We start from the raw sequence: 19,955 nt of genomic DNA, 5'->3' as shown, positions 1-19,955 counted from the left end.
CAGAGCTTTCCAAAAACCGCGACCCTGGTCGGGTGAGTCTGGTCCAATTAGCGAGGCGTGCGGTCCCGTCAAGTTCAGGTACCGGTTTGGTACCATAACCGTATGGCTATGAATCTCCGTGTTCCTGAAGACCTTGATCGGCGGCTGGAGAAGTTGGCTGCCGAGGAGCACACGTCGAAGTCGGCGCTTCTGTTGCAGGGGGCAGAGTTGGTTTTGCAGCGTCACGCGCGGCGACGTGAGATCAATGAGGGTCTTGATTTTGTTATGGGTCATGACGCTGAGTTGCTGAAGCGCCTTGAGGACGCGTGACTGCCTACCTGGACATTGAGGATGCACTTCAGGTAGTTGATCGGTACGGCTTTCATATCCGTGATGTCGGGTTGTTGGCCTCGGCATTGGCCAGGCCGGCGACGACTGTCATGGGTGCGGAGGCTTATCCGGAGCTGGCGGTGAAGGCGGCAGCGTTGTTGGAGTCGGTCGCCCGGTTTCACCCACTTATTGATGGGAACAAGCGGACGGCGTGGACGCTGATGGTGCTGCTGCTGTGGATCAACGGTTACAGGCATGGCTTCACCGCGGATGAAGGGTTCGACCTCGTCGTCGGAGTCGCCGCGGGCAGTATCGACTTGCTGGACTCTGCTGCCGAAATTTCTAGGCATCTAGTGCCCCGGTAGTCCCTCCGGCGCCCCCGAATGGGGGTGTGGACAATGTCCACACTTTTTGGCTCGTACTGGGGCCAAACAGCCTTCGGACTGGACGGGATTCCGTATGTTTTCGCGGTTTCCCTGTGTTTGCAAGGTCTGTAATGTGGTTCGAGTCCCACCTCGGGCACAACGAATTCCCTCGTCAGAGGCGATTTTGCTTTGACGTGTTGACAAAGCTTGCGGTCGCGTCATCTGACGGGTTGGTCGCGGGCTGTGGCCTGGCCGCCGCGGTGGCCTGTTCAGGTGTGTGGCTGCGGGTCCAGGACCCTGGCTGGTGGGCCCTCCGCCTGCTATGGGTGGGTTACTGGGTTTCCTCGCTTCGATTCTGTCGGGCAGGCTCTGGGTGGCCTGCACCTATTCATGGGTCGGCGGAGCGGGGACGACATGACCGCAGCGCGTTTGATTCGCGGCCTCCGGTGCAAGGTCTCAGCGACCTAAAAGGACCTTGCTTTCATCGCTTTGTCCAGCCAAAGGCGGTGTGGACAGCGTCCACACTTACGTCTGCTTTATTAGGGGGGTTACCAGACTTAGCCCTGGGGCTGATTAGCCGGAGCCTGACTCGATGACTGGGCAAGGTCCAGGGTCTGCGCTACGGCTGCAACCCGCATCTCAACGGAACAGTTGGGCGGTGCTGCAACCTTGATCGCCCTGAAACCAGTTTCCTCACCGGGCCCGGCAGCGCGGATGCACTCGGACAACCGCTTTACGGTCAAGAGGGAAGACTCTTCAAGGATCCGATTATCGGACGAAATGTCGTGCCCGTTAGTGCCGCATCTTGGGGCCGGAGGAATGTGGACATCGGCCCAGGCCTTGCCGTACCTGGTGTCTACGTCCGAGCATCCGGAAATGGTGAAGCCGCCAAGGAGCCCGCTGGCGCGAAGGACTTCAAGGTGTTCGAATCCCGCTTCCGGGCGGCGCTGTTCGATGACCGACCGGCCCCAATTGATGGCCATGCCGATGGGGCGGCGGCTTGAATTGTTGGTGCGCCGGACTGCTTCGGCTTCGTCGGACAGTGGGAGGAAGCCCTTCGCTGGAGTGCAACCAGGCATGAGCGCGTCGCAGTGTTCCAGCACCAGCCGAATGCCGTTCCACTCCCACTCGGCAACCTCTTCCAACGATTCAGACAGGACGGCCGCCGACGCCTTACCAGCCGCAGCCACTGGCGCCGCATGCAGCTGGATTGCATGGACGGCGTCACGGCCCAAGGCCGTGTTCAATCGTTCAGCGGCCTGCAGAACAGTCCGTACGAAGGAGAGCGCCTCCTGACGGCCGTCCGACGATGTCGATGCCAAGCCAAAGTCAGGGTTGGCTGCGAGCTGATCCATGGTTCCCGGGATGGTGGTCAGGATGAAGCTGGCATCGGCAGGCAGTTGCCGGAAAAGCCAGTCCTCGTCGTACTTGTGCAGCTTGTCCGTGAATGGCAATTCCAGCCCTGCAACTCCGTTGAGCTGCAGGACAGACCCGAGAAACTCCGCTTCCGCGGCTGGATCCCAGCCGGTCAGGCTGGGTGCGGCGGCGTAGGCTCCGATGAAGTATCCGGCAGGAACGTCCTGCTGTTCCGTCGTAGAGGCGCCCACTACCGCAGGACCGGTTCGCTGGCCAGTAACAACGACAGTTCTTCCCGCCGCGGGAAACCTTCCCAGTCGCCGGGTACCAGGCAAGCGAAGGCGCCGGTGGCGGCAGCCGTTTTGAGCCGGGCTTCGGGGAGTGCCTGGTTCACGAACTCGGCCAGGTAGCCGGCGACGAAGGCGTCTCCGGCTCCCACGGTATCCACCACAGCAACGGGGACGGCGTTCTGCCGGTAAACATCGCCGTCTATCAGGGCGAGTGCTCCCTCGGCACCCAGTTTGATGACCGCCTGCCGTGGTCCCAGCTGCGAAAGCCGGCGGGCCAGTTCCTCGGCTGAAGGAGATGTCCCGACGGCGATCTCCGCTTCGTCGATTCCGGCGAACACGATATCGACCAAAGGGATGATTTCGCGGTACACGGCTCCGGCGTCGTCCTGCGACCACAGCTTTGACCGGTAATTGAGATCGAAGGAAACGGGAACTTGTGCTGCTTTCGCTGTCGCAATTGCTTCGAAGAGAACGGCGGCTGCCCCCGCGGAGAGCGCAGGGGTGATTCCCGTGACGTGGAGCAGGGCGGCGTTCCGGATCAAGTCCCGGTCCAGGTCATCGGGCGAGATCCGGGACCCGGCGCTGCCGGAGCGGTAGTAGCTCACGCGCTGCAGGTCCGGGGTTCTGCGTTCCTTGACCATCAGGCCGGTCGGCGCCGCCTCGTCAATGATGCTCCGGACGTCCACACCCTCGGCGCGGATTTCGCGTGTCACCAGCTCGCCAAGGGAGTCGGCTCCCACCCTGCCGCACCACACCGCCTGCACACCAAGCCGCTGCAGGCCGATCGCCATATTGGACTCGGAGCCGCCGATGCCCAGACGGAGGGTTGACGCATGTGCCAGGGGACCGGCTTGCGTGGCGCTCATCAGCGCCATGGTCTCACCGAACGTGAGTACGTAGGGTGCGTGGTTCACTTGGTCGCCTCCATGGTTTGGTCGATCAGTTCCCGCACGCGCCGGGCGCGGGACGTAAGCTCCTGCAGGTCGCCGCCCTTGAATGCATCCCCCAGCAGGGGGCCGCCGAGGCTGACGGCCATTGCGCCGGATTGGATCCATGCCGGAACGTCCTCGATGTTGACGCCGCCGGAAGGAATCACCTGGATTTCGGGGAACGGGCCGCGCAGCTGGGACACGTAGCCGGCACCCACCGTGGACGCGGGAAAGACCTTGACGGCGGTGGCGCCCAGCTTCCAGCCTGCGTGCAGCTCGGTGGGAGTCAGCCCGCCAGGGTAGATGGGAACACCCCGGTCAACGCAGACGGATATGACTCCCGGATCAGTGACTGGAGTGACAATGTACGCCGCACCGAGGTCCAGTGCGATCTTGGCTTCGGCGGCGTCCGTGACAGTTCCGACGCCGATCTCGAGTGCGTCCCCGAACCGTTCGCGTAGCAGGGGTAGTTCGTCCCAGACGCCCGGCGTGCTGAGCGTGAGTTCGATGCTGAGCACTCCACCGCGCTGGAGCGCCTCGATGACCGGTGCGTAGTCCGAGGCCCGGTTCGCCCGGAGGACCGCTACGGTCTTGGTGTCGCGGAGGACCTGGGATGGTGCGGGCCGGGACGCCCTGGCGGGGGTTTCGAGGCGGAGCATGGGATTCCTTTTGCGTTGGGTGGGAGCTGGGGCTGGACGTGCACGACGGCGGCGCGTGCCGCCGTCGTGCGCTGTTGCTGGACTACTTGACCAATCGGGTGGCGGCTAATTCTGCCGATACCGGCGCCTCGACGGCATCGTGGCGGGCGTCCTCCGGGTGGGTTAGGTCCCGGTTCAGGGTTTCCGGTGAGAGCCTGGTCGCGATGAAGCTGACGAGCATGGTCAGAGACATGTAGATGGCTACCGGGATCCAGGAGTTGCTGAAGGCTCCGAGGAGCGCTGCGCAGATCATGGGGGCGACGCCGCCGCCGATGATGGAGGAGAATTCGCGGCCCAGGGTGACGCCAGCGTAGCGGTAGCGGCTGCCGAAGATCTCCGGGAAGTAGCTCATGTGTACGCCCACCACGCCCTGGCAGGCGAGCATGAAGCCCACGATGATGACCAGCACAATGGCCACGGGTGAGCCGGTGGTCAGCAGCATGAAGGCTGGTGCCGGGAAGAGGATGAGGGCTCCGGTGATGAGGGAGACCACCCGGCGCCGGCCGACCTTGTCGGAGAGGATTCCGAAGGACACCGCTGCGACACCGCCGCACAGGGCGCCGATGAGGAGGACCGGCGGGATGAACTTGGGGTCGGTTCCGACGACGGTGATCAGGTAGGAGGCCATGAACACCTGGATCGTGTAGGACTGGGTGCTGACGCCGAGGTTCATGAGGATGACGCGCAGCACGTTGGCCTTGCCGCTCCGGGCAACTTCCTTTAGTGGTGCTGGCGGCTCGGTGCGGGCCTGCTTGATCTCTTCGAAGACGGGGGACTCATCCAGCTTGCGCCGGATAACCAGCGCGGCGATGGTGACGAAGATGCTGGAGAGGAAGACCAGGCGCCAGCCCCAGGTCAGCATGTCGTTGGGGGCCAGTGACTGGGCAGCGATCCAAACGAGAGCGCCGAGGGCGGTGCCGGCGGCGGCGCCGACCATGATGAGAGAGGCGAGCTTGCCGCGGGTGCCGGGGGCTGCGGATTCGGTGAGCAGCGTGGCACCGCCGGACTGTTCGGCGCCTGCACCGAAGCCCTGGGCTGCGCGGCAGACGCAGAGCAGGACCGGGGCGAAGATGCCGATCTGGTCGAAAGTGGGCAGCAGGCCGATGGCCAGTGTGGCGCCGCCCATCAGGAGCAGGGTAACCACCAGGACCCATTTGCGGCCGAGCCGGTCACCAAAGTGCGAGAAGAAGACGCCGCCGAGGGGGCGGAACAGGAAGCCGACGGCGAACGTGGTGAAGCTGGCGATCAGGGCCGCGGCGGGGGAGACGTTGGGGAAGAACAGTTTGCTGAAGACGAGCGCGGAGGCGGTGCCGTAGATGACGAAGTCATACAGTTCCAGGGTGGTGCCGATCAGGCCGGCGACGGCGGCCTTCCGGACTTTGCTTTGATCGATTCCCCCAGGGGGAACGTGTGCTGCTGTGGTCATGTCCATACTCCTTTGAATGGGATGCCTGTGTTGTCTGTTGCTGGATAAGCGGGTGACCGGGTTAGTAGGTGATGAGTACTTTGAGGTTGGTGGGGTCGGTAACCGGTGCCGTGAGGGCGGCTTCGGCGTTTTCGAGGGGGTAGGTGGCGGTGATGATGGATGGCAGGTCCACGGCGCCGGAGGCGGCGAGTTCGATCGCAGTGGGGAAGGCGTTGGCGTAGCGGAACGCTGTGACGAGGTCGATCTCGTAACGCTGGAGGAATCCGAGCGGGATGCCATCGACGGTGGGTTTGGCCTGGCCCACGACCGTGGCACGGGCTGCAGGAGCCAGCGTTTGGATTCCTTCCGCCAGGGCCCGGGGGTTGCCGGAGCATTCGATCAGGCGGTCCATGCCGGTCAGGTCAAGCGGGGCGGTGGCGGTGTTGATAGTGCGGGTGGCGCCGAACCTGGCGGCGACGGCGAGGCGGTCGTCGTTCACATCCGTCACCACGATCTCGGAGGCCCCGCGGACGGCGGCCACCTGGGCGACCAGCAGGCCGATGGGCCCGGCGCCGGTGACCAGCACCCGATGGTTCTTCTGGACCTGGGCCCGTTCCACGGCCCAGACTGCAACGGCGAGCGGTTCAATCGCTGCGCCTATTTCGGCCGGGATGCTGGGTGGCAAAACGTGGACGGCGGCTTCGGGGACCACCACGTGACGGGCGAAGATCCCGTCGGTGGGCGGGGAACCGAAGCAGGTGCCGGTGGGGCAGAGGTTGTAGCGCCCCGAGAGGCAGGTGGCGCATTCGCGGCAGGGCAGGGCGGGTTCAATGACGACGGCGGTGCCGGGGGCGACTTTCGCCTCGGGTCCCGCCGCGGTGACGACCCCGGCGCCCTCGTGGCCGAGGACGGTGGGCTGGCGCAGCACGTTGGTGCCGTTCCGGCCGTCGGCGAAGTAATGCATGTCCGAGCCGCAGATCCCGCCGGACTTCATTTCGACCAGGAGGTCGTTGGGTCCGAGAGCGGGCAGCGGCCTGTGCTCGATGCGCAGGTCGCGGGCACCGTGCAGTACCGCGGCCTGGGTACCGGAAGGGAGTCCGGCTGCGTTCGTTTCTGAAATGGCTTGGGTGGTCATGGCGTGCTCCGGGCGGATTGATGGGAGGTAGCGGAGGAGAGGGAGCTGTTGGCTGCCGCGATGGCGGCCACCGGTCCCGCGGAGTGGATGATGTCGATGAACTCGCCCGTACGGGCGATGAATTCACCGCGTTCGGCCAGGGCTTCGCCGAGGAGGTGGTAATCGTCGAGGACCTTGCCGGCGAGGTCGGCTCCCGATCGGGAACCTCCGGCCAGATCGGCGAGCAGCCCACGGGCCGGATCCTCCATAGCATGAGCCTGTGGTCCGGGGTCGAACCCGGGCAGCGGTGCGATGCAGGCGAGATACGCGGCAGTGGTGAGGGCCAGCAGCTGCGGCGTCCTGCCCTCGTCGAGCATCTTCAGGGCGGGCAGCGGGATCCGCTGGCGGAGTTTGACGGATCCGTCGGAGCCCACTTGGCTGGTGCGGTGACCCAGCGAGGTGTTCCGCCAGCGGGAGAAGAGCTGTTCCTCGTAGGCGTCCACGTCCACGCTGGACGGCACGGAGACGCTGGGTAGGTACTCGTTGCGGAGGACAGTCCGGGCGGCCAGTTCGATGTCCGGGTTTGCGACTGCGTCGGGGATGGTGGCGGCCCCGGTGAGGGCGCCGAGGTAGGCGATGAGGGAGTGGGTTCCGTTGAGGAGCCGGACCTTCAGCTGTTCGTAGCCGGCGACTTCGTCGGAGAACACCGCGCCGCCGGCTTCCCAGGTGGGGCGTCCGGCGATGAAGTTGTCCTCGACGATCCACATGGTGAAGGGCTCGGCCGGGACCGGGATCCGGTCTCTGTAGCCGCGCTGTGAGGCGACCAGGCCGCGGTAGTGGTCGGTGGTAGCCGGCACGATTCTGTCCACCATGGACGACGGGAAGCTGGTGTTCGCGTCGATGAAGGCCAACGTTTCAGCGGCCTCGCCCGCCGGGAGGAGTGAGGCGAACTCGCGGACCAGCCGCTGTGTGTGGTGGCCGTTGTCGGCGAGGTTGTCGCAGCTGAGGATGGTGACGGGTTCGCCATGGGTCCGTGCACGGTGCTGCAGGCCTCGGACGATCTGTCCGATCGGTGTTTGCGGTGAGCCGGGCTTCACGAGGTCGTGCTGGATGGCAGGGTCCTGCATGTTGAGGGAGCCGGTGGCCGGGGTGTAGTTGTAGCCGTTTTCGGTGACCGTGAGGGACACGATCCTGGTGCCGCCGTCGCCAATGGCTTTGACTACCCGGCCCGGGTTGGCGGCGGCCGTGAAGGCATCTGTGTGGACCCGGGGAACGGAGAACCGAGAGCCCTTGGGGGAAATTTCGACGACGGTGTAGAGCATGTCCTGGGCGTGCATCGCGTCCGGAATTGCGGTGGAGCGGCTGGCGACGCCGATGATGCCCCAGTCGCCGCCATTGGCGGTGACGGCGGCGTCTGTGTAGATGGCCTGGTGGGCGCGGTGGAAGTTGCCGAGGCCCAGGTGCACGATGCCGGCGGCGGGTGCTGCGGACCGCCGGAGGATGCCGGGGGTGGTCTTGGACAGTGCGGGAGTGGAAGGCATGGTTACCAGTCCTTCATGGAGCCGTCGAGCTCGCGGGCGATGGGCAGGTAGGCCTGCTTGTACGGGAAGCGGGCGGCGGCAGCCTCGTCCACGTGGACGCCCAGGCCGGGCTCGTCGCCGGGGTGCAGGTAGCCGTCCTCGAACCGGAAGCTCGACTGGAACACCTCTGACACCAGGGGGTCGTAGCCCATGTATTCCTGGATGGCGAAGTTGCTGGTGGCCAGGCCCAGGTGGAGCGAGGCGGAGAGGTTGATCGGCGAGACGTCGGAGGGGCCGTGCGGTGCGCCCTTGATTTGGTAGACCTCTGCCAGGGCGAGGATCTTGCGGACGTGGGAGATGCCTCCAGCGTGGACGACGGCGGTACGGATGAAGTCGATGAGGCGTTCGGTGATGAGGTGCTCGCAGTCCCAGATGGTGTTGAACACCTCGCCGATGGCCAGCGGGATGGTGGTCTGCTGGCGAAGGGCACGAAGGAGCCGCTGGTTTTCCGCCGGGGTGACGTCCTCGAGCCAGAACAGGTCCACGTCCTCCAGGGACCGGGCCAGCCGGGCGGCTTCGGTGGGGTTGAGCCGGTGGTGCACGTCGTGGAGGAGCTTGAGGTCCGGGCCCACGTGCTCGCGGACGGCGGAGAGGACCTTCGGCGCGTGGCGGAGGTAGGCGGAGGTGTCCCAGTCCTCTTCGACCGGTCCGGCGCCGCGGCCGGCGGGCTCGTAGCTTGCGGCACCCTTCGTTACGCCGTAGACCTTGTCCAGGCCCGGGACACCGGACTGGGCGCGGACGGCGCGGAAGCCCTGTTCCCGGCGTTTGTCCACGGAGTCGAGGAGTTCGGGGAGGTCCCAGCCGGTGGCGTGGGTGTAGGTAAGGATCTTGTCCCTGGCGGCGCCGCCGAGCAGCTGGTAGACGGGGACGTCCAGGGCCTTGCCCTTGATGTCCCAAAGGGCCAGGTCGATCGCGCCGATGGCGGCCATGGTCACCGGACCGCGCCGCCAGTAGGCGCCCCGGTAGAAGTATTGCCAGGTGTCTTCGATGCGGTCGGCGTCCCGGCCGAGGAGGGCGGGGGCGAGGTGGTCGCGGAGGTAGCTGGCCACGGACAGTTCGCGGCCGTTGAGGGTGGCGTCACCCCAGCCGACGATGCCGTCGTCGGTAGTGATCTTCAGGGTGACGAAGTTGCGGCTGGGACTGGTGACGAGGACGTCGACGTTGACGATTTTTCGGGTCATCGGGAAATCACTACATTCTTCAGGGGCTGGTTCGTGGACAGGCGGGTGATGTTCTCTGCTATTTCGAGCGCGCGGCCGCGGAAGGTTTCCGCCGTGACGCCGGAGGAGTGCGGGGTCATGATGATGTTGTCGAGCCGGCCGAACGGCAGGGCGGACGGTTCGCCGCGGCCGTCGGTGCCGGGGTACTGGTACCAGACGTCGATGGCGGCGCCGGCGATCCGGCGGTCCTTCAGGGCTTCATAAAGCGCAGTTTCATCGACGACCGGGCCGCGGGCAACGTTGACGACCTGTCCGTCGGGACCGAGGTCGTCCAGTTCGGCAGCGCCGATCAGCGAAGTGGTTCCGGCGTCCAGCGGTATGCTGACCACCAGCACATCGGATTCGCTGAGCGCCTCCCCGAGGCGGTCCGTGGTGCCGGTCCACCTGAGGCCGTGCTCTTCGGGGTTGACCGATCCGCTGCGAGTGATGGCGATGCCTTCCGCGCCGAACGCTTGGAGCAGCCGCCACGCGGCGCTACCAATGTGGCCGAAACCCAGGAACGTGACAACGGCACCGCTCAGCGTTTCAGGCTGGCGGATGTCGGGGGAGTAGACCGACGAGGACCAGACGCCTGTGCGCAGTGCGGCATCCTGACCCAGCAGGTTGCGCCGCAGTACCACGAGTGCCGTGGCAATGTATTCGGCGATGGAGCCTTCATGGTGGAAGGTGTTTGCGCAGACTGTGCCGGCCGGCAGCACGTCCGCGTCGATGCCGTCGTAGCCGGCTCCGGCGACATGGACCAGGCGCAGGTTCTCTGCTTCGGCGCCCATGGCCGCCGTGAATTTCGGGCCGACGTAGACGTCTGCGTCCTTCAGGTCGGTCAGAACGGAGTGTTCGTTCCAGCTTTCGTGCCACGAGGTAACGGAGCCCTCCGGCAGGGCCGCCTCGAAGGTGGCGCGCTGGGGCATCAGATTTGGGTCTGCGATGACGATTCTCATGGTTACTTTCCCTGGAGGGTGTGGTCTGCGGTGCGGGCAGCGAAGGTGGAGCCGCGGACGATGAGCTGGGAGTTGAGGTGTACTGCTTCAGTGGCGGTTGGCCTGCCGGCGATCTGTTCGAGGAGGAGTTCCAGGGCCAGGGAGCCGCTTCGGCTGATGGGAACGCGGACGGAGGTCAGGCCGGGTTCCGCCGCCGCGGCGATGTCGAGGTCGTCGATGCCCACAACGCTGATGTCCTCGGGGCAGTGGTAGCCGAGCGTGCGGGCACCGGCGAGCATGCCGATGGCCACGAGGTCGTTGTAGGCAATTACTGCCGTGGCACCGCTGGCCACCACCGACGCCGCCGCTGCCAGCCCGCCGTCGACCGTGGCGTTCTGGTTGCCCACGCTGACCAGCTCGATGCCCCACTCAGCGCAGAGGCGGGTGACGGCGGCGGAGCGCTGGCCGTTCGCCCAGGAGGAGGCGGGCCCCGGGATGTAGGCGACCTTGCGGTGGCCCAGTGCGTAGAGGTGTTCGACGGCCTGCCGCAGCCCCTCCCCGACTTCCATCAGGACGCGCGCCGCATGGTCTGCCTCGCCATTGATCACCACGAGGGGTGCGTTGCCCGCCAATTCATGAATCTGGTCGGAGGGAAGTCGAGGGGAGCAGAGGATGATGCCGTCCACGCCAGTGGCGAAGGCTGACAGGTGCTCGCGTTCCCGGGCGGAGGACTCGGCAGTATCTGCCAGGACCATCCGGTGGCGGCCGTGCCACGCCTGGTCCTGGATGGCCTTGATGAGCGCGGCGAACACGGCGTTGGAAATGTCCGGAACCACGACGCCGAAGGTGCGGCTGCCGTTCAGGCCCGGGACGTCGTACCCGAGCTGGGTGGCAGCGTCCATGACCTTCTGCCGGGTTTCCGCGGCGAGCCGTCCCGGGTCACCAAATGCCCGTGATGCCGTGGCAAGCGAGACGCCGGCGAGCTTTGCGACGTCAGTGAGTTTGGCCGGCATCGATCCTCCAGTTGCTTCGTTAAAATCCTTCCCTCAAAGTATGAAAAACTTGTACAAGCTTGTCAAGAGTTTTCCATGACTCGCGTCACAGCGACAGTTCGTCTTTTTAGGTGTGCGTGGACATCGCCTGCTTTTTCTAGGCTTCGGAGAGAACCGCGGTCATCGCCGTCCCGCAACGACTCAATGAGCTAGATGCCGTGTGCCTAGAGGAATCTCCAGAGCAGGGCGTCCCATGTTCGCTGAACCGCGTTGCTGCGTTCCCGTGCGCTGGTAGGGGAGGCTTGGTGGGAGTTTTACCGGCTGATCGGTGGGGCGCCTGCCGACAACGTCCTGTGCGCACAGATCGAGGCGGTGTCCGTCTTTACGATCAGGGGTGCATGTGGCGGTCCATACCTGACAACGAAGAGTTGCTGGCTACACAGCGCGAGCACCTCGGCATGCTGGACGCGCTCCGCCAGCATTTACCGGCATGACTTCCCTACGGATGAAGGCTTCGACCTCGTCGTCGAAGTCGCCGCGGAGAGTATCGACTTGCTGGACTCTGCCGCCAAGATTTCCGAGCATCTGGTGCCCCGGTAGGTCCTCCAGCGCCCCCGAAAGGGGGTGTGGACAATGTGCACACTTTTCGTCTCGTACTGGGCCGAAAGGCCTTCGGACTGGGTAGGATTCCGCATGTTTTCCCGGGTTCCCAGTGTTTGCAGGGGCTGGAATGTAGTTCGAGTCCCACCTCGGGCACGACAGATCGCCTCGTCAGGGGCGATCTTGCTTTGACGTGTTGACAAAGCTTTCGGTCGCGTTATCTGACGAGTTGGGTCGCGGGCTGTGGCCTGGTCGCCGCGAGGCCTATTCAGGTGTGTGGGGGCGGGTTCAAGTCCCTGGCTGATGGCCTGCTGCCTGCTGTGACTGGGTTCTGGTGGTTCCTCGTTCCGGTTGCGTCGGGTAGACCCGGTGTGGCCTACACCTATTCACGTGCCGGGGGATTGGGAACAACATGACTGTTAGCGAATGCGCAAAAAGGCGGACCGGGAAGTGGTTCGAAGCATGCTCCGCGGGACCGACAGCGACGTTGGTCCTACCAAAGAGGGTGTGGACACTGTCCACACCCTCGTCTGCCTTGTCGGCTGGCAGTCAGAGCGGGGCTCAGTGTCAGGTTGGAGCTAGGCGTTCCATGCCCAACGTGGCAGGGAAGAAGAAAACCGGGACCACTCTGGCGCGCGTGGCCCGTAGCCCCGCGTCAGGTTCGGGTGTAGTCCAATTTGGCGCAAGGCCTGAGGGAAAGAGACACAGTGATTTATTAGGTGGCCTTCGCTGATGCTGCGATAACCTCATTCTCCATGCGCGTTTGGAGCTGCTCCTACTTCATGGTTTAGCAGCCGACATTATAGATACGGTCAAACAGCGCTCAAGCGTTACGTTGGGGTGTAGTTGGGAGGGAGTCGCATCCGCAGGATCTGCGAATGATCAGTTCGGTGGGGAAGACCTCATGGGTAAGCGGCGTCTTCCCTCCGGCTGGTAGAACCGCGTTCACCGCCGCTGCTGCCATGTCGGCCAAGGGCTGCCGGACGGTGGTAAGAGCAGGCCAGCTGTACATTGATTCAGCAGAGCCGTCGAAGGAAACCACGGCGACGTCCTCCGGAATGGATAGCCCGGCCTCGTGCAGTGCCCGCAGCAGCCCGATGGCTTGGAGGTCGCTGCTGCAGAACACCGCGGTAGGGCGGTGCGCGCCTCGCACCAACCGTTGGCCGCCTCTGTAGCCGCCCTCGCGGGTGAATGGTGCACGGGCGATAGGTCCCTCGGGGAGCCCGGCCTCGGCCAGTGCATCGAGCCAGCCCAGTTCCCTCTCGTCGGTGATGGTGCTGGTTCCGGCTCCCATTAGCAGCGCGATTTCGGTATGCCCGTGCCCGATGAGGTGCCGCACCGCGTCGGCGGCCCCGGCGCGGAAGTCCGCACCCACAGATGCCATGCCGGGCACGGGCACCGCTTGGTTCAGCAGCACAGTCGGCAGGTCGCTGGTCAGGATGTTCCGCGTGACGGGTTCATTCATGGAGTTGCTGGCAAGAATGACTCCGTCAACTTGCCGGGAAGCTAGGTTGCGAAGGTGCCGGTGTTCCTCGGAGACGTTGCCGTTTGAATTGGCCAGCAGCAGAGCGTAACCGTGGTTGCCGGCCGCGATTTCAATTTCCCTGGCGAATTCGGCGAAAAAGGGGTTGCTGTTGTCGGGCAGGACCAGCCCGAGCATTTCGGTGGAGCCCAGCTTCAGCGCGCGGGCTGCGGCGTTGGGACGGTAGCCGAGGATGCGGATGGCGTCTAGGACTCGTGCGGCAGTGGCCGGGGCGACGTTTTTGGGCCCCGAATTCACTACGTAACTTACGACGGCAGTGCTGACCCCCGCGTACCGTGCCACGTCCTTGCGGGTCACGGGGGTGCGCGGGGGCTGCACGGCTATTTCGGTCATGGGTAAATGCTAATGCGCAGAGGTCGGCGCGTCTCCGAAATCGGGGATCGGGAGGCGTTCGCCGTTCTGCAGTGCCGAGCGGTGCGCCACGATACCAGGCAGGGTGTAGCGTGCGGCTACCCATGCGTTCACCGGGGGAAGGGTGCCCTTGTTTGCTGCGGTGACGAAATCGTCTACGAGGAAGTGGTGGCTGCCTTCGTGTCCGTTGGGTGCTCCTTCCAACTCTTGGGGCAGCCGGCTGACGTCGTGGACTGCTGCGTGGCCGGAAATGAAGGCAGCGCGCAGGGCGGGAGCAACGTTGGCCAGGGCAGGGTCGTCGGGGGACATGGTCGCGTCGGTTGCAAGTTCACCTGAGATGTCGGTGACTTTCTCTTTGTCCTGCCAGACGCTGATTTCGGCGAGCTGTTCCATGCTGGCTTCGGTGCCGAAGTACCGGAACCGGGATTCGCGGATGTGCGAGGGGTAACCGACCCTGCGCATTTCGTTGATGCGCATGGCTCCTCCGTCGTTGAGTTCGAACAGCGCGGTGGCGTTGGAGAAGTCGTTGTTGAACATGCTGATTTCCTTGTCGAAGACACCGTCCCCTCGGTCATCTTTCACGCCGATGCAGCTGACGCTGACAGCATGGGATGGCAGTGCGCCGAGCACTCCGCCCACTGAGTGGGTCGGGTACAGCATGGGCGGGTAGCTGGCGGTGCTCTTCCAGTTTTCGCCACCGCTGTACTGGTAGGCCTCGTAGAAGCCGAGGTCCATGTCGTGGACGTAGTCGCCCTCTGCGTAGAAGATTCGGCCGAAGGCGCCGGCGGCGTTTTTATTGCGGGCATAGACGGTTGCGGGGTTGTAGTAGCTGGTTTCGCCCATCATGTAGGTCAGCCCGGTTTCGCGGACGGCATCGATGATGGCGGCTATTTCGTCTTCCGAAATGGCCATCGGAACGGCGGAATAAACGTGCTTGCCGGCCCGCAGCGCCTGAACGACGAGCGGACCGTGGGTCCACCGTTGGGTGAAGATGGCGACTGCGTCCACATCAGAGGCGAGCAGCGCATCGAAGTCCTCGACGACTCCGTCTAGATTTTCCTGAGCAACCAGGGCCGTCGCGCGTTCCGGCAGCACATCGGTGACGACGATGCTGTTCACGCCGGGATGCAGCTTGAAGAGCTTGGCGAACTGGCCGGCGAACTGGCCGGCTCCAACGAGTCCGAGGGAAATGGGCATCGGAAAGCCTTTCTAAGGATGGGTGGGGGAACGCGACGGCCGGGATGAGGCAGTTCACACATTCCTTCCCTGGAGTATTGCAACGTTTATCTACTCGAGTCAATAGCCTCGCGACGCCGACCACACTTCTTTTGAAACAGATGCGAAAAGGTGTTGTGCCGCTTCTGCTACACGTGTAAATTGCAGCGAAGATGTGTAGCCCACATCACACATCACCCAGCCATGCCGCTGTCCGTGATGCGCCCATTCGCTCTCCTCCGCCCCTCGGAGGAGGTGGTATCGACACCTACGTAAGGATCGACGATGAAGTCTGGATTTACTTTGCTGGCCGCAGGTGTGGTCATTTCCCTTTCACTGGCTGGTTGCGGCGCGTCCGGTGACGCCGCCGGCAGCAGCGGAGACGGCAGTATCGAAGTTCAGACCGGACTCGCTGTGGACTCCAAGCTGCTCAGCACGCTTAAAGAAGTCACAAACAGCTTCCAACAGGCGAACCCCACCGTGAAAATAAATCTGGTGCCAAACAGCACCACCTATGAGAAAGACATGAAGGTACGGCTGGCTTCGGGCAACGTTCCGGACATCTGGTGGACACACGGCTGGTCGCGGGACCGTTACAGCAAATTCCTGTTGCCCCTGCAGAACGAAGCCTGGGCCACGAACTTCAACCCTGCCCTCAGTGACGCCATGAAGGACAGCACCGGTGCCTTCTACGCGATGCCGATTGACACGGACATCGCCGGCATCATCTATAACAAGGATGTATTGGACAAGGCTGGCGTCAGCGTCGGGACCATCAAAACGTGGGGTGACTTTGAGACCGCAGCGGCCGCTGTCAAAGCCCACGGCGTCACACCTATCACGGTCTCCGGCAAGGCCAATGGACCCGCCGGAAACCTTACCGACTGGATCTCCCCCGGGGCCTACACGAAGGACGAGCTGGCGCAGCTGAAGAACGGCACCTTTGTAGGCGATAAATACAAGACCGTGCTGGATTTGGTGGCCAAATGGCGGGACCAAGGATACTTCAACCCCGATTACGCCTCCGCAGCCACCACTGACATGGATCAGGCGCTGGCTCAAGGCCAAGCCGCCTTCATCTTCAGCCAGAACAACCGCATCAACAACGCTCTGCAGTACAACCCGAAGGCGAACCTGGGCTTCATGCCCATTCCGTCCCTGACCTCCGGCCCAAGCTATCTTGTGGGCGGCGAGATGAATGCCTACGGCATCTCCAAGACGAGCGCCCACACTGAGGATGCCAAGAAGTACCTTGCCTACCTCGCCGAACCGGCGAACGAATCCAAACTGGCCCAGTCAGCCGGTTCGGCGCCGGGCCTCACGAACGCCACAGCAAACATGGGTGCCGTCCAGGCCAGCTACGACCAATGGATGACCCAGGCCAAGACCACCCTCGTGCCCTATTTTGACCGCGTCTACCTGCCCAACGGGATGTGGAACACCATGGTCACCACCACCGACTCGATCATCACCAAGCAGTCAAGTGTCGACGCGGCCCTGGGCCAGGTTGAAAGCGACTTCAAGAGCCTTTACGGGCAAGGAAAGTAACACTTCACCACCGCCGGGAGGAACGCAATACCGTTCCTCCCGGCACCGCAGTTGACACCCAGGAGACTACACGTGGCCGAAACCCTCATCACCAAACCAAGCCCTCTTCCCGCCACAACACCACCCCATGTTGCCCGCCGTCGCCGCCGCAAGGGCGGACTGGTCAACCTGCTCTATATGCCCGCACTGCTGCTGTTCGCCGTCTTCACCGTGTACCCGCTGATCAATGGCGTGGGCCTGTCCTTCACCAACTGGGACGGCTACAGCCCCGAGAAGGCGATGGTGGGCCTGGCCAACTACACACGTCTTTTTTCTGACGACACCTTTCGCATGGTCCTGACCAACACAGTGGTTTACGGCCTCGGGAGCACCCTCTTCCAGCAGGTTTTCGGGCTCGGACTGGCAATGGCCCTGGACCGGCCCCTAAGGGGCAGGAACGCCGCCCGCGCCGTCATCTACCTGCCCGTTCTGGTATCCCCGGTGATCATGGGCACGATGTATTACCTGCTGTTCGGCTACAACAACGGTGCCTTCAATGACGTCGTCACCGCTCTCGGCATGGACAGGGTTGCATGGCTCAGCAACTCCACCGCTGCCATAGCCATAATCGTCGCGGTCAACACGCTGCAATTTGTGGGCATCTCAATGATCATCTACCTGGCCGGGCTGCAATCCATACCATCCGAATACTACGAAGCCTCCATGCTGGACGGGGCACGCGGTTGGAAACAGTTCACCAACATCACCTTGCCGCTGCTCCAGCCGGCCTTCGCCACCAGCATCGTGCTGAACCTCATTGGTGGCCTCAAATTGTTCGATGTGATCAAGGTGATGACCGGCGGGGGGCCGGGCTACTCCACCAACTCAGTGTCCACCCTCATCGGTGTTGTCTACTTCGATAACCAGAGCGCCGGTTACGCCTCGGCGATGGGAGTGGTCCTCTTCCTCATGATTGTCCTGTTCACCCTGGTTCTGAACTCCCTGCTCAACCGCCATCGCCTGGAGGCATGATGCACCTGTCCACCAACCGCCTGTTCAACGCCATGGTCGGTGTGGTCTTGCTGCTGGCCGCCCTCATCCAACTGGTGCCGTTCTACGTCGCTGTCACCACCGCGTTCAAGCCGATCGACGACCGGTCGTCACAACTGGTACCGCCGAGCGCCCTATTCTTTGGTAACTTCCTCACTGCTCTAAATCAGGGCAATATCCTGCGGGCCGTCGGCAACAGCGTTCTGATCACGGTCATCTCCACCGTACTGGTCTGCCTTCTCGGGGCTATGGCAGCTTACCCGCTGGCCCGCCGGCTGACGTCCCTCAACAAAACGGTGTCACTGGTAATAGTTGGGCTCATCATGGTTCCGCCGCTGAGCATCCTGGTCCCGCTCTACACCATGATGAACCAACTGCACGCCATCAACAGCTATTGGGGCGAGATCGCCGTTATGGTGACAGGCCATCTTCCACTGGCGATCTTCCTGTATACCGCGTTCATGCGCTCATTGCCGTTATCCATCGAGGAAGCAGCCACCGTGGATGGCGCCAACACGCTGCAAATCTTGTTCCGCATCATCTTTCCCGTACTCAAGCCTGTTACCGCCACCGTGATCATCCTCTCTGGAGTCTCGATATGGAACGAGTTCTCACTCTCCGGCTACCTGCTGGCAAAGCCCAGTGTGCAGACCATCGCCCCGGCCATCGGCTCCTTCTTCTCTCAACAAAGCAGCAACCTCGGAGCCGCAGCGGCAGCATCCTTGATAGCCGTCGTCCCGGTGCTGGTCGCCTACCTGTTCCTGCAGAAATACTTCATTAAGGGCATGGTCGCAGGTGCCGAGAAATAAGACATTGAAGGCCGACCTTCTAGGGCTGACTTGAGACACAGCCAGGACTCACGCAGCTAACCATCCCCCGAGGAAGTACCGTCGGGCCATGAATGGTTGCCATATTTAAGTTCCGCCGGTCGCCGGACGAGAAGTCAGTCACCTCCGGTGGTGAAGGGAGGCCCACGTTTTGAGCGGTGGTAGGTCTGGCTGTCCTAGGACCGGAAGGGCCACGCGCCAGGGACGGCTCCCGGTTTAGGTTGGTTTGGAGGTGGCTGGGTCGGTCAGCGTGGCCAGGATCCCTCACGGCGGGCTTCGAGTCTGCGCGTGGTGAAACAGTCGAATGTGTTGAGGGAGCGTTAATGAGGATTGCGGTGACTGGTGGAAGCGGCAAGCTGGGCCGGCATGTGGTGCGGCAGCTTGCGGAGGAGGGGCACTGGGTGTTGAATCTGGACCGGGTTGGTGAACGAAGCCCCGGTCTTGTGGTGGTGGACCTGCGGGACTACGGCCAGGTTGTGGATGCGTTCCTGGGCGTGGACCGCCGGCACACGGGCTTCGATGCCGTCGTTCACCTGGGCGCGGTCCCCGCTCCAGGTCTCCTGCCTGACGCGGCGACCTTTGAGAACAACATGCTCTCCACGTATAACGTGTTTCAGGCGGCCCGCCGGGCCGGGATCAAGAAGGTGGTGTACGCCTCCAGTGAGACGGTGTTGGGCACACCGTTCGAGGTTGACCCGCCCTATATCCCGGTGGACGAGGAGTACCCGGCCCGGCCGGAAACCACGTATTCGCTCGTGAAACGACTGGAGGAGCAGATGGCCATCGAGCTGACGCGCTGGGACCCGGAGCTGAGCATTGTTGGGCTGCGGTTCTCCAACGTCATGGATCCGGAAGACTACGAAGCCTTTCCTTCCTTCGACTCCGACCCCATGCTGCGCAAATGGAACCTCTGGGGCTATATCGATGGCCGGGACGGCGCGCAGGCGGTGCTCCGGGCACTGGAGAACGGCAAACCGGGGTTCGAGGCATTCGTCATCGCCAACGCGGACACGGTCATGAGCCGGTCCAGTTCCAGCCTCGCGGCAGAGGTCTACCCGAACGTGAAAGTGGTCAAGGACCTGGGCGAACACGAAACCATGCTCTCCATCGACAAGGCCCGGCGGCTGCTGGGCTTCGAACCGAAATNGTTTCCAACTACGCGCTCGGAACCATGACGTTCGGGGCCGAGGCCACCGAGGAAACGTCGCACGCCATCCTTGACAGTTATGTTGAGGCCGGCGGTAATTTCGTCGATACCGCGGACGTTTACAGCGCCGGGGTATCGGAGGAGATCATTGGCCGTTGGCTTGCCCAGCGGCCAGAAGCCAGGGAGCGGGTGGTGCTTGCCACCAAGGGCCGCTTCCCCATGGGTGAGGCCCCGAACGACGTCGGGACCTCCCGCCGCCACCTCACTCGGGCCCTGGATGACTCACTCCGCCGCCTGGGAGTGGAACAAATCGACCTCTACCAGATGCACGCATGGGACCCCATCACACCGCTGGAAGAAACGCTCCGGTTCCTGCATGACTCCGTCAGCAATGGCAAGATCGCCTACTACGGCTTTTCCAACTTCCTCGGATGGCAGATGACCAAAGCGGTCCACATTGCCAAGGCCCACGGCTGGAGCGCCCCCGTAACCCTACAGCCGCAGTACAGCCTGCTGGTCC

Annotated in this window: 18 protein-coding genes; 7 read left to right on the top strand and 11 right to left on the bottom strand. The window is 63.4% G+C overall.

Annotation, left to right across the window (positions count from 1 at the left end; all coding sequences use genetic code 11):
- The first annotated feature begins 102 nt into the window (after positions 1 to 102).
- The gene (locus IEW19_RS19940) at positions 103 to 309 is read left to right on the top strand and encodes a ribbon-helix-helix protein, CopG family (protein ID WP_229748613.1); all 207 of its coding nucleotides are present in this window, start codon (positions 103 to 105) and stop codon (positions 307 to 309) included.
- Positions 306 to 674 carry a type II toxin-antitoxin system death-on-curing family toxin gene (locus IEW19_RS19935; RefSeq protein WP_188573320.1) on the top strand — a complete coding sequence of 123 codons (369 nt, stop codon included), beginning with the start codon at positions 306 to 308 and terminating at the stop codon, positions 672 to 674. The genes IEW19_RS19940 and IEW19_RS19935 overlap by 4 nt, the downstream gene beginning before the upstream one ends.
- 557 nt (positions 675 to 1,231) lie before the next feature.
- Here the strand turns inward: IEW19_RS19935 and IEW19_RS19930 are convergent.
- The 11 genes from IEW19_RS19930 to IEW19_RS19880 all read right to left on the bottom strand — a co-directional run bounded on the left by IEW19_RS19930 (position 1,232) and on the right by IEW19_RS19880 (position 14,866).
- Positions 1,232 to 2,281 carry a DUF4862 family protein gene (locus IEW19_RS19930; RefSeq protein WP_188573319.1) on the bottom strand — a complete coding sequence of 350 codons (1,050 nt, stop codon included), beginning with the start codon at positions 2,279 to 2,281 and terminating at the stop codon, positions 1,232 to 1,234.
- A complete protein-coding gene (locus IEW19_RS19925; RefSeq protein ID WP_188573318.1) occupies positions 2,281 to 3,234 on the bottom strand; it encodes a sugar kinase in 954 nt (317 codons plus the stop codon). The genes IEW19_RS19930 and IEW19_RS19925 overlap by 1 nt, the downstream gene beginning before the upstream one ends.
- Positions 3,231 to 3,908, bottom strand: a complete 678-nt coding sequence (locus IEW19_RS19920) for a bifunctional 4-hydroxy-2-oxoglutarate aldolase/2-dehydro-3-deoxy-phosphogluconate aldolase (RefSeq protein WP_188573317.1) — start codon at positions 3,906 to 3,908, stop codon at positions 3,231 to 3,233. The genes IEW19_RS19925 and IEW19_RS19920 overlap by 4 nt, the downstream gene beginning before the upstream one ends.
- An 82-nt stretch (positions 3,909 to 3,990) precedes the next feature.
- Entirely contained in the window at positions 3,991 to 5,373 is a 1,383-nt protein-coding gene (locus IEW19_RS19915; RefSeq protein ID WP_188573316.1) for an MFS transporter, read from the bottom strand.
- A gap of 61 nt (positions 5,374 to 5,434) precedes the next feature.
- Positions 5,435 to 6,487, bottom strand: coding sequence for an NAD(P)-dependent alcohol dehydrogenase (locus tag IEW19_RS19910; RefSeq protein ID WP_188573315.1), 1,053 nt, complete (start codon positions 6,485 to 6,487; stop codon positions 5,435 to 5,437).
- Entirely contained in the window at positions 6,484 to 8,007 is a 1,524-nt protein-coding gene (locus IEW19_RS19905) for a mannitol dehydrogenase family protein (RefSeq protein ID WP_188573314.1), read from the bottom strand. The genes IEW19_RS19910 and IEW19_RS19905 overlap by 4 nt, the downstream gene beginning before the upstream one ends.
- Before the next feature lie 2 nt (positions 8,008 to 8,009).
- On the bottom strand, positions 8,010 to 9,227 hold the full coding sequence (manD, locus tag IEW19_RS19900) for a D-mannonate dehydratase ManD (protein WP_188573313.1): 1,218 nt from the start codon (positions 9,225 to 9,227) through the stop codon (positions 8,010 to 8,012).
- Positions 9,224 to 10,204 carry a 2-hydroxyacid dehydrogenase gene (locus IEW19_RS19895; RefSeq protein WP_188573312.1) on the bottom strand — a complete coding sequence of 327 codons (981 nt, stop codon included), beginning with the start codon at positions 10,202 to 10,204 and terminating at the stop codon, positions 9,224 to 9,226. The genes manD and IEW19_RS19895 overlap by 4 nt, the downstream gene beginning before the upstream one ends.
- Positions 10,205 to 10,206: 2 nt before the next feature.
- Positions 10,207 to 11,196 carry a LacI family DNA-binding transcriptional regulator gene (locus tag IEW19_RS19890; protein ID WP_188573311.1) on the bottom strand — a complete coding sequence of 330 codons (990 nt, stop codon included), beginning with the start codon at positions 11,194 to 11,196 and terminating at the stop codon, positions 10,207 to 10,209.
- Positions 11,197 to 12,598: 1,402 nt separating this feature from the next.
- Positions 12,599 to 13,651: a LacI family DNA-binding transcriptional regulator gene (locus IEW19_RS19885; RefSeq protein ID WP_188573310.1), complete on the bottom strand. Its 1,053-nt coding sequence runs from the start codon at positions 13,649 to 13,651 to the stop codon at positions 12,599 to 12,601.
- A gap of 9 nt (positions 13,652 to 13,660) precedes the next feature.
- Positions 13,661 to 14,866: a Gfo/Idh/MocA family protein gene (locus IEW19_RS19880; protein WP_188573309.1), complete on the bottom strand. Its 1,206-nt coding sequence runs from the start codon at positions 14,864 to 14,866 to the stop codon at positions 13,661 to 13,663.
- 303 nt (positions 14,867 to 15,169) lie between these two features.
- Between IEW19_RS19880 and IEW19_RS19875 the strand changes: the two genes are divergently transcribed.
- The 5 genes from IEW19_RS19875 to IEW19_RS19855 all read left to right on the top strand — a co-directional run.
- Positions 15,170 to 16,432 carry an ABC transporter substrate-binding protein gene (locus IEW19_RS19875; protein WP_188573308.1) on the top strand — a complete coding sequence of 421 codons (1,263 nt, stop codon included), beginning with the start codon at positions 15,170 to 15,172 and terminating at the stop codon, positions 16,430 to 16,432.
- 72 nt (positions 16,433 to 16,504) lie between these two features.
- The gene (locus IEW19_RS19870) at positions 16,505 to 17,443 is read left to right on the top strand and encodes a carbohydrate ABC transporter permease (protein ID WP_229748612.1); all 939 of its coding nucleotides are present in this window, start codon (positions 16,505 to 16,507) and stop codon (positions 17,441 to 17,443) included.
- Entirely contained in the window at positions 17,440 to 18,270 is an 831-nt protein-coding gene (locus IEW19_RS19865) for a carbohydrate ABC transporter permease (protein ID WP_188573307.1), read from the top strand. Before IEW19_RS19870 ends, IEW19_RS19865 begins: the two co-directional genes overlap by 4 nt.
- 341 nt (positions 18,271 to 18,611) lie before the next feature.
- Positions 18,612 to 19,463 (top strand): NAD-dependent epimerase/dehydratase family protein, encoded by an 852-nt coding sequence (locus IEW19_RS19860; protein ID WP_188573306.1) that lies wholly within the window; start codon positions 18,612 to 18,614, stop codon positions 19,461 to 19,463.
- Positions 19,460 to 19,955, top strand: a 496-nt coding sequence (locus IEW19_RS19855) for an aldo/keto reductase (RefSeq protein ID WP_188573305.1), incomplete at its 3' end; no start/stop codon positions are given. The genes IEW19_RS19860 and IEW19_RS19855, both read left to right, overlap by 4 nt.

It is taken from the genome of Arthrobacter liuii (assembly GCF_014639275.1).
Lineage (GTDB): Bacteria > Actinomycetota > Actinomycetes > Actinomycetales > Micrococcaceae > Arthrobacter > Arthrobacter liuii.
This window is presented reverse-complemented; position numbering and strand designations above follow the sequence as displayed.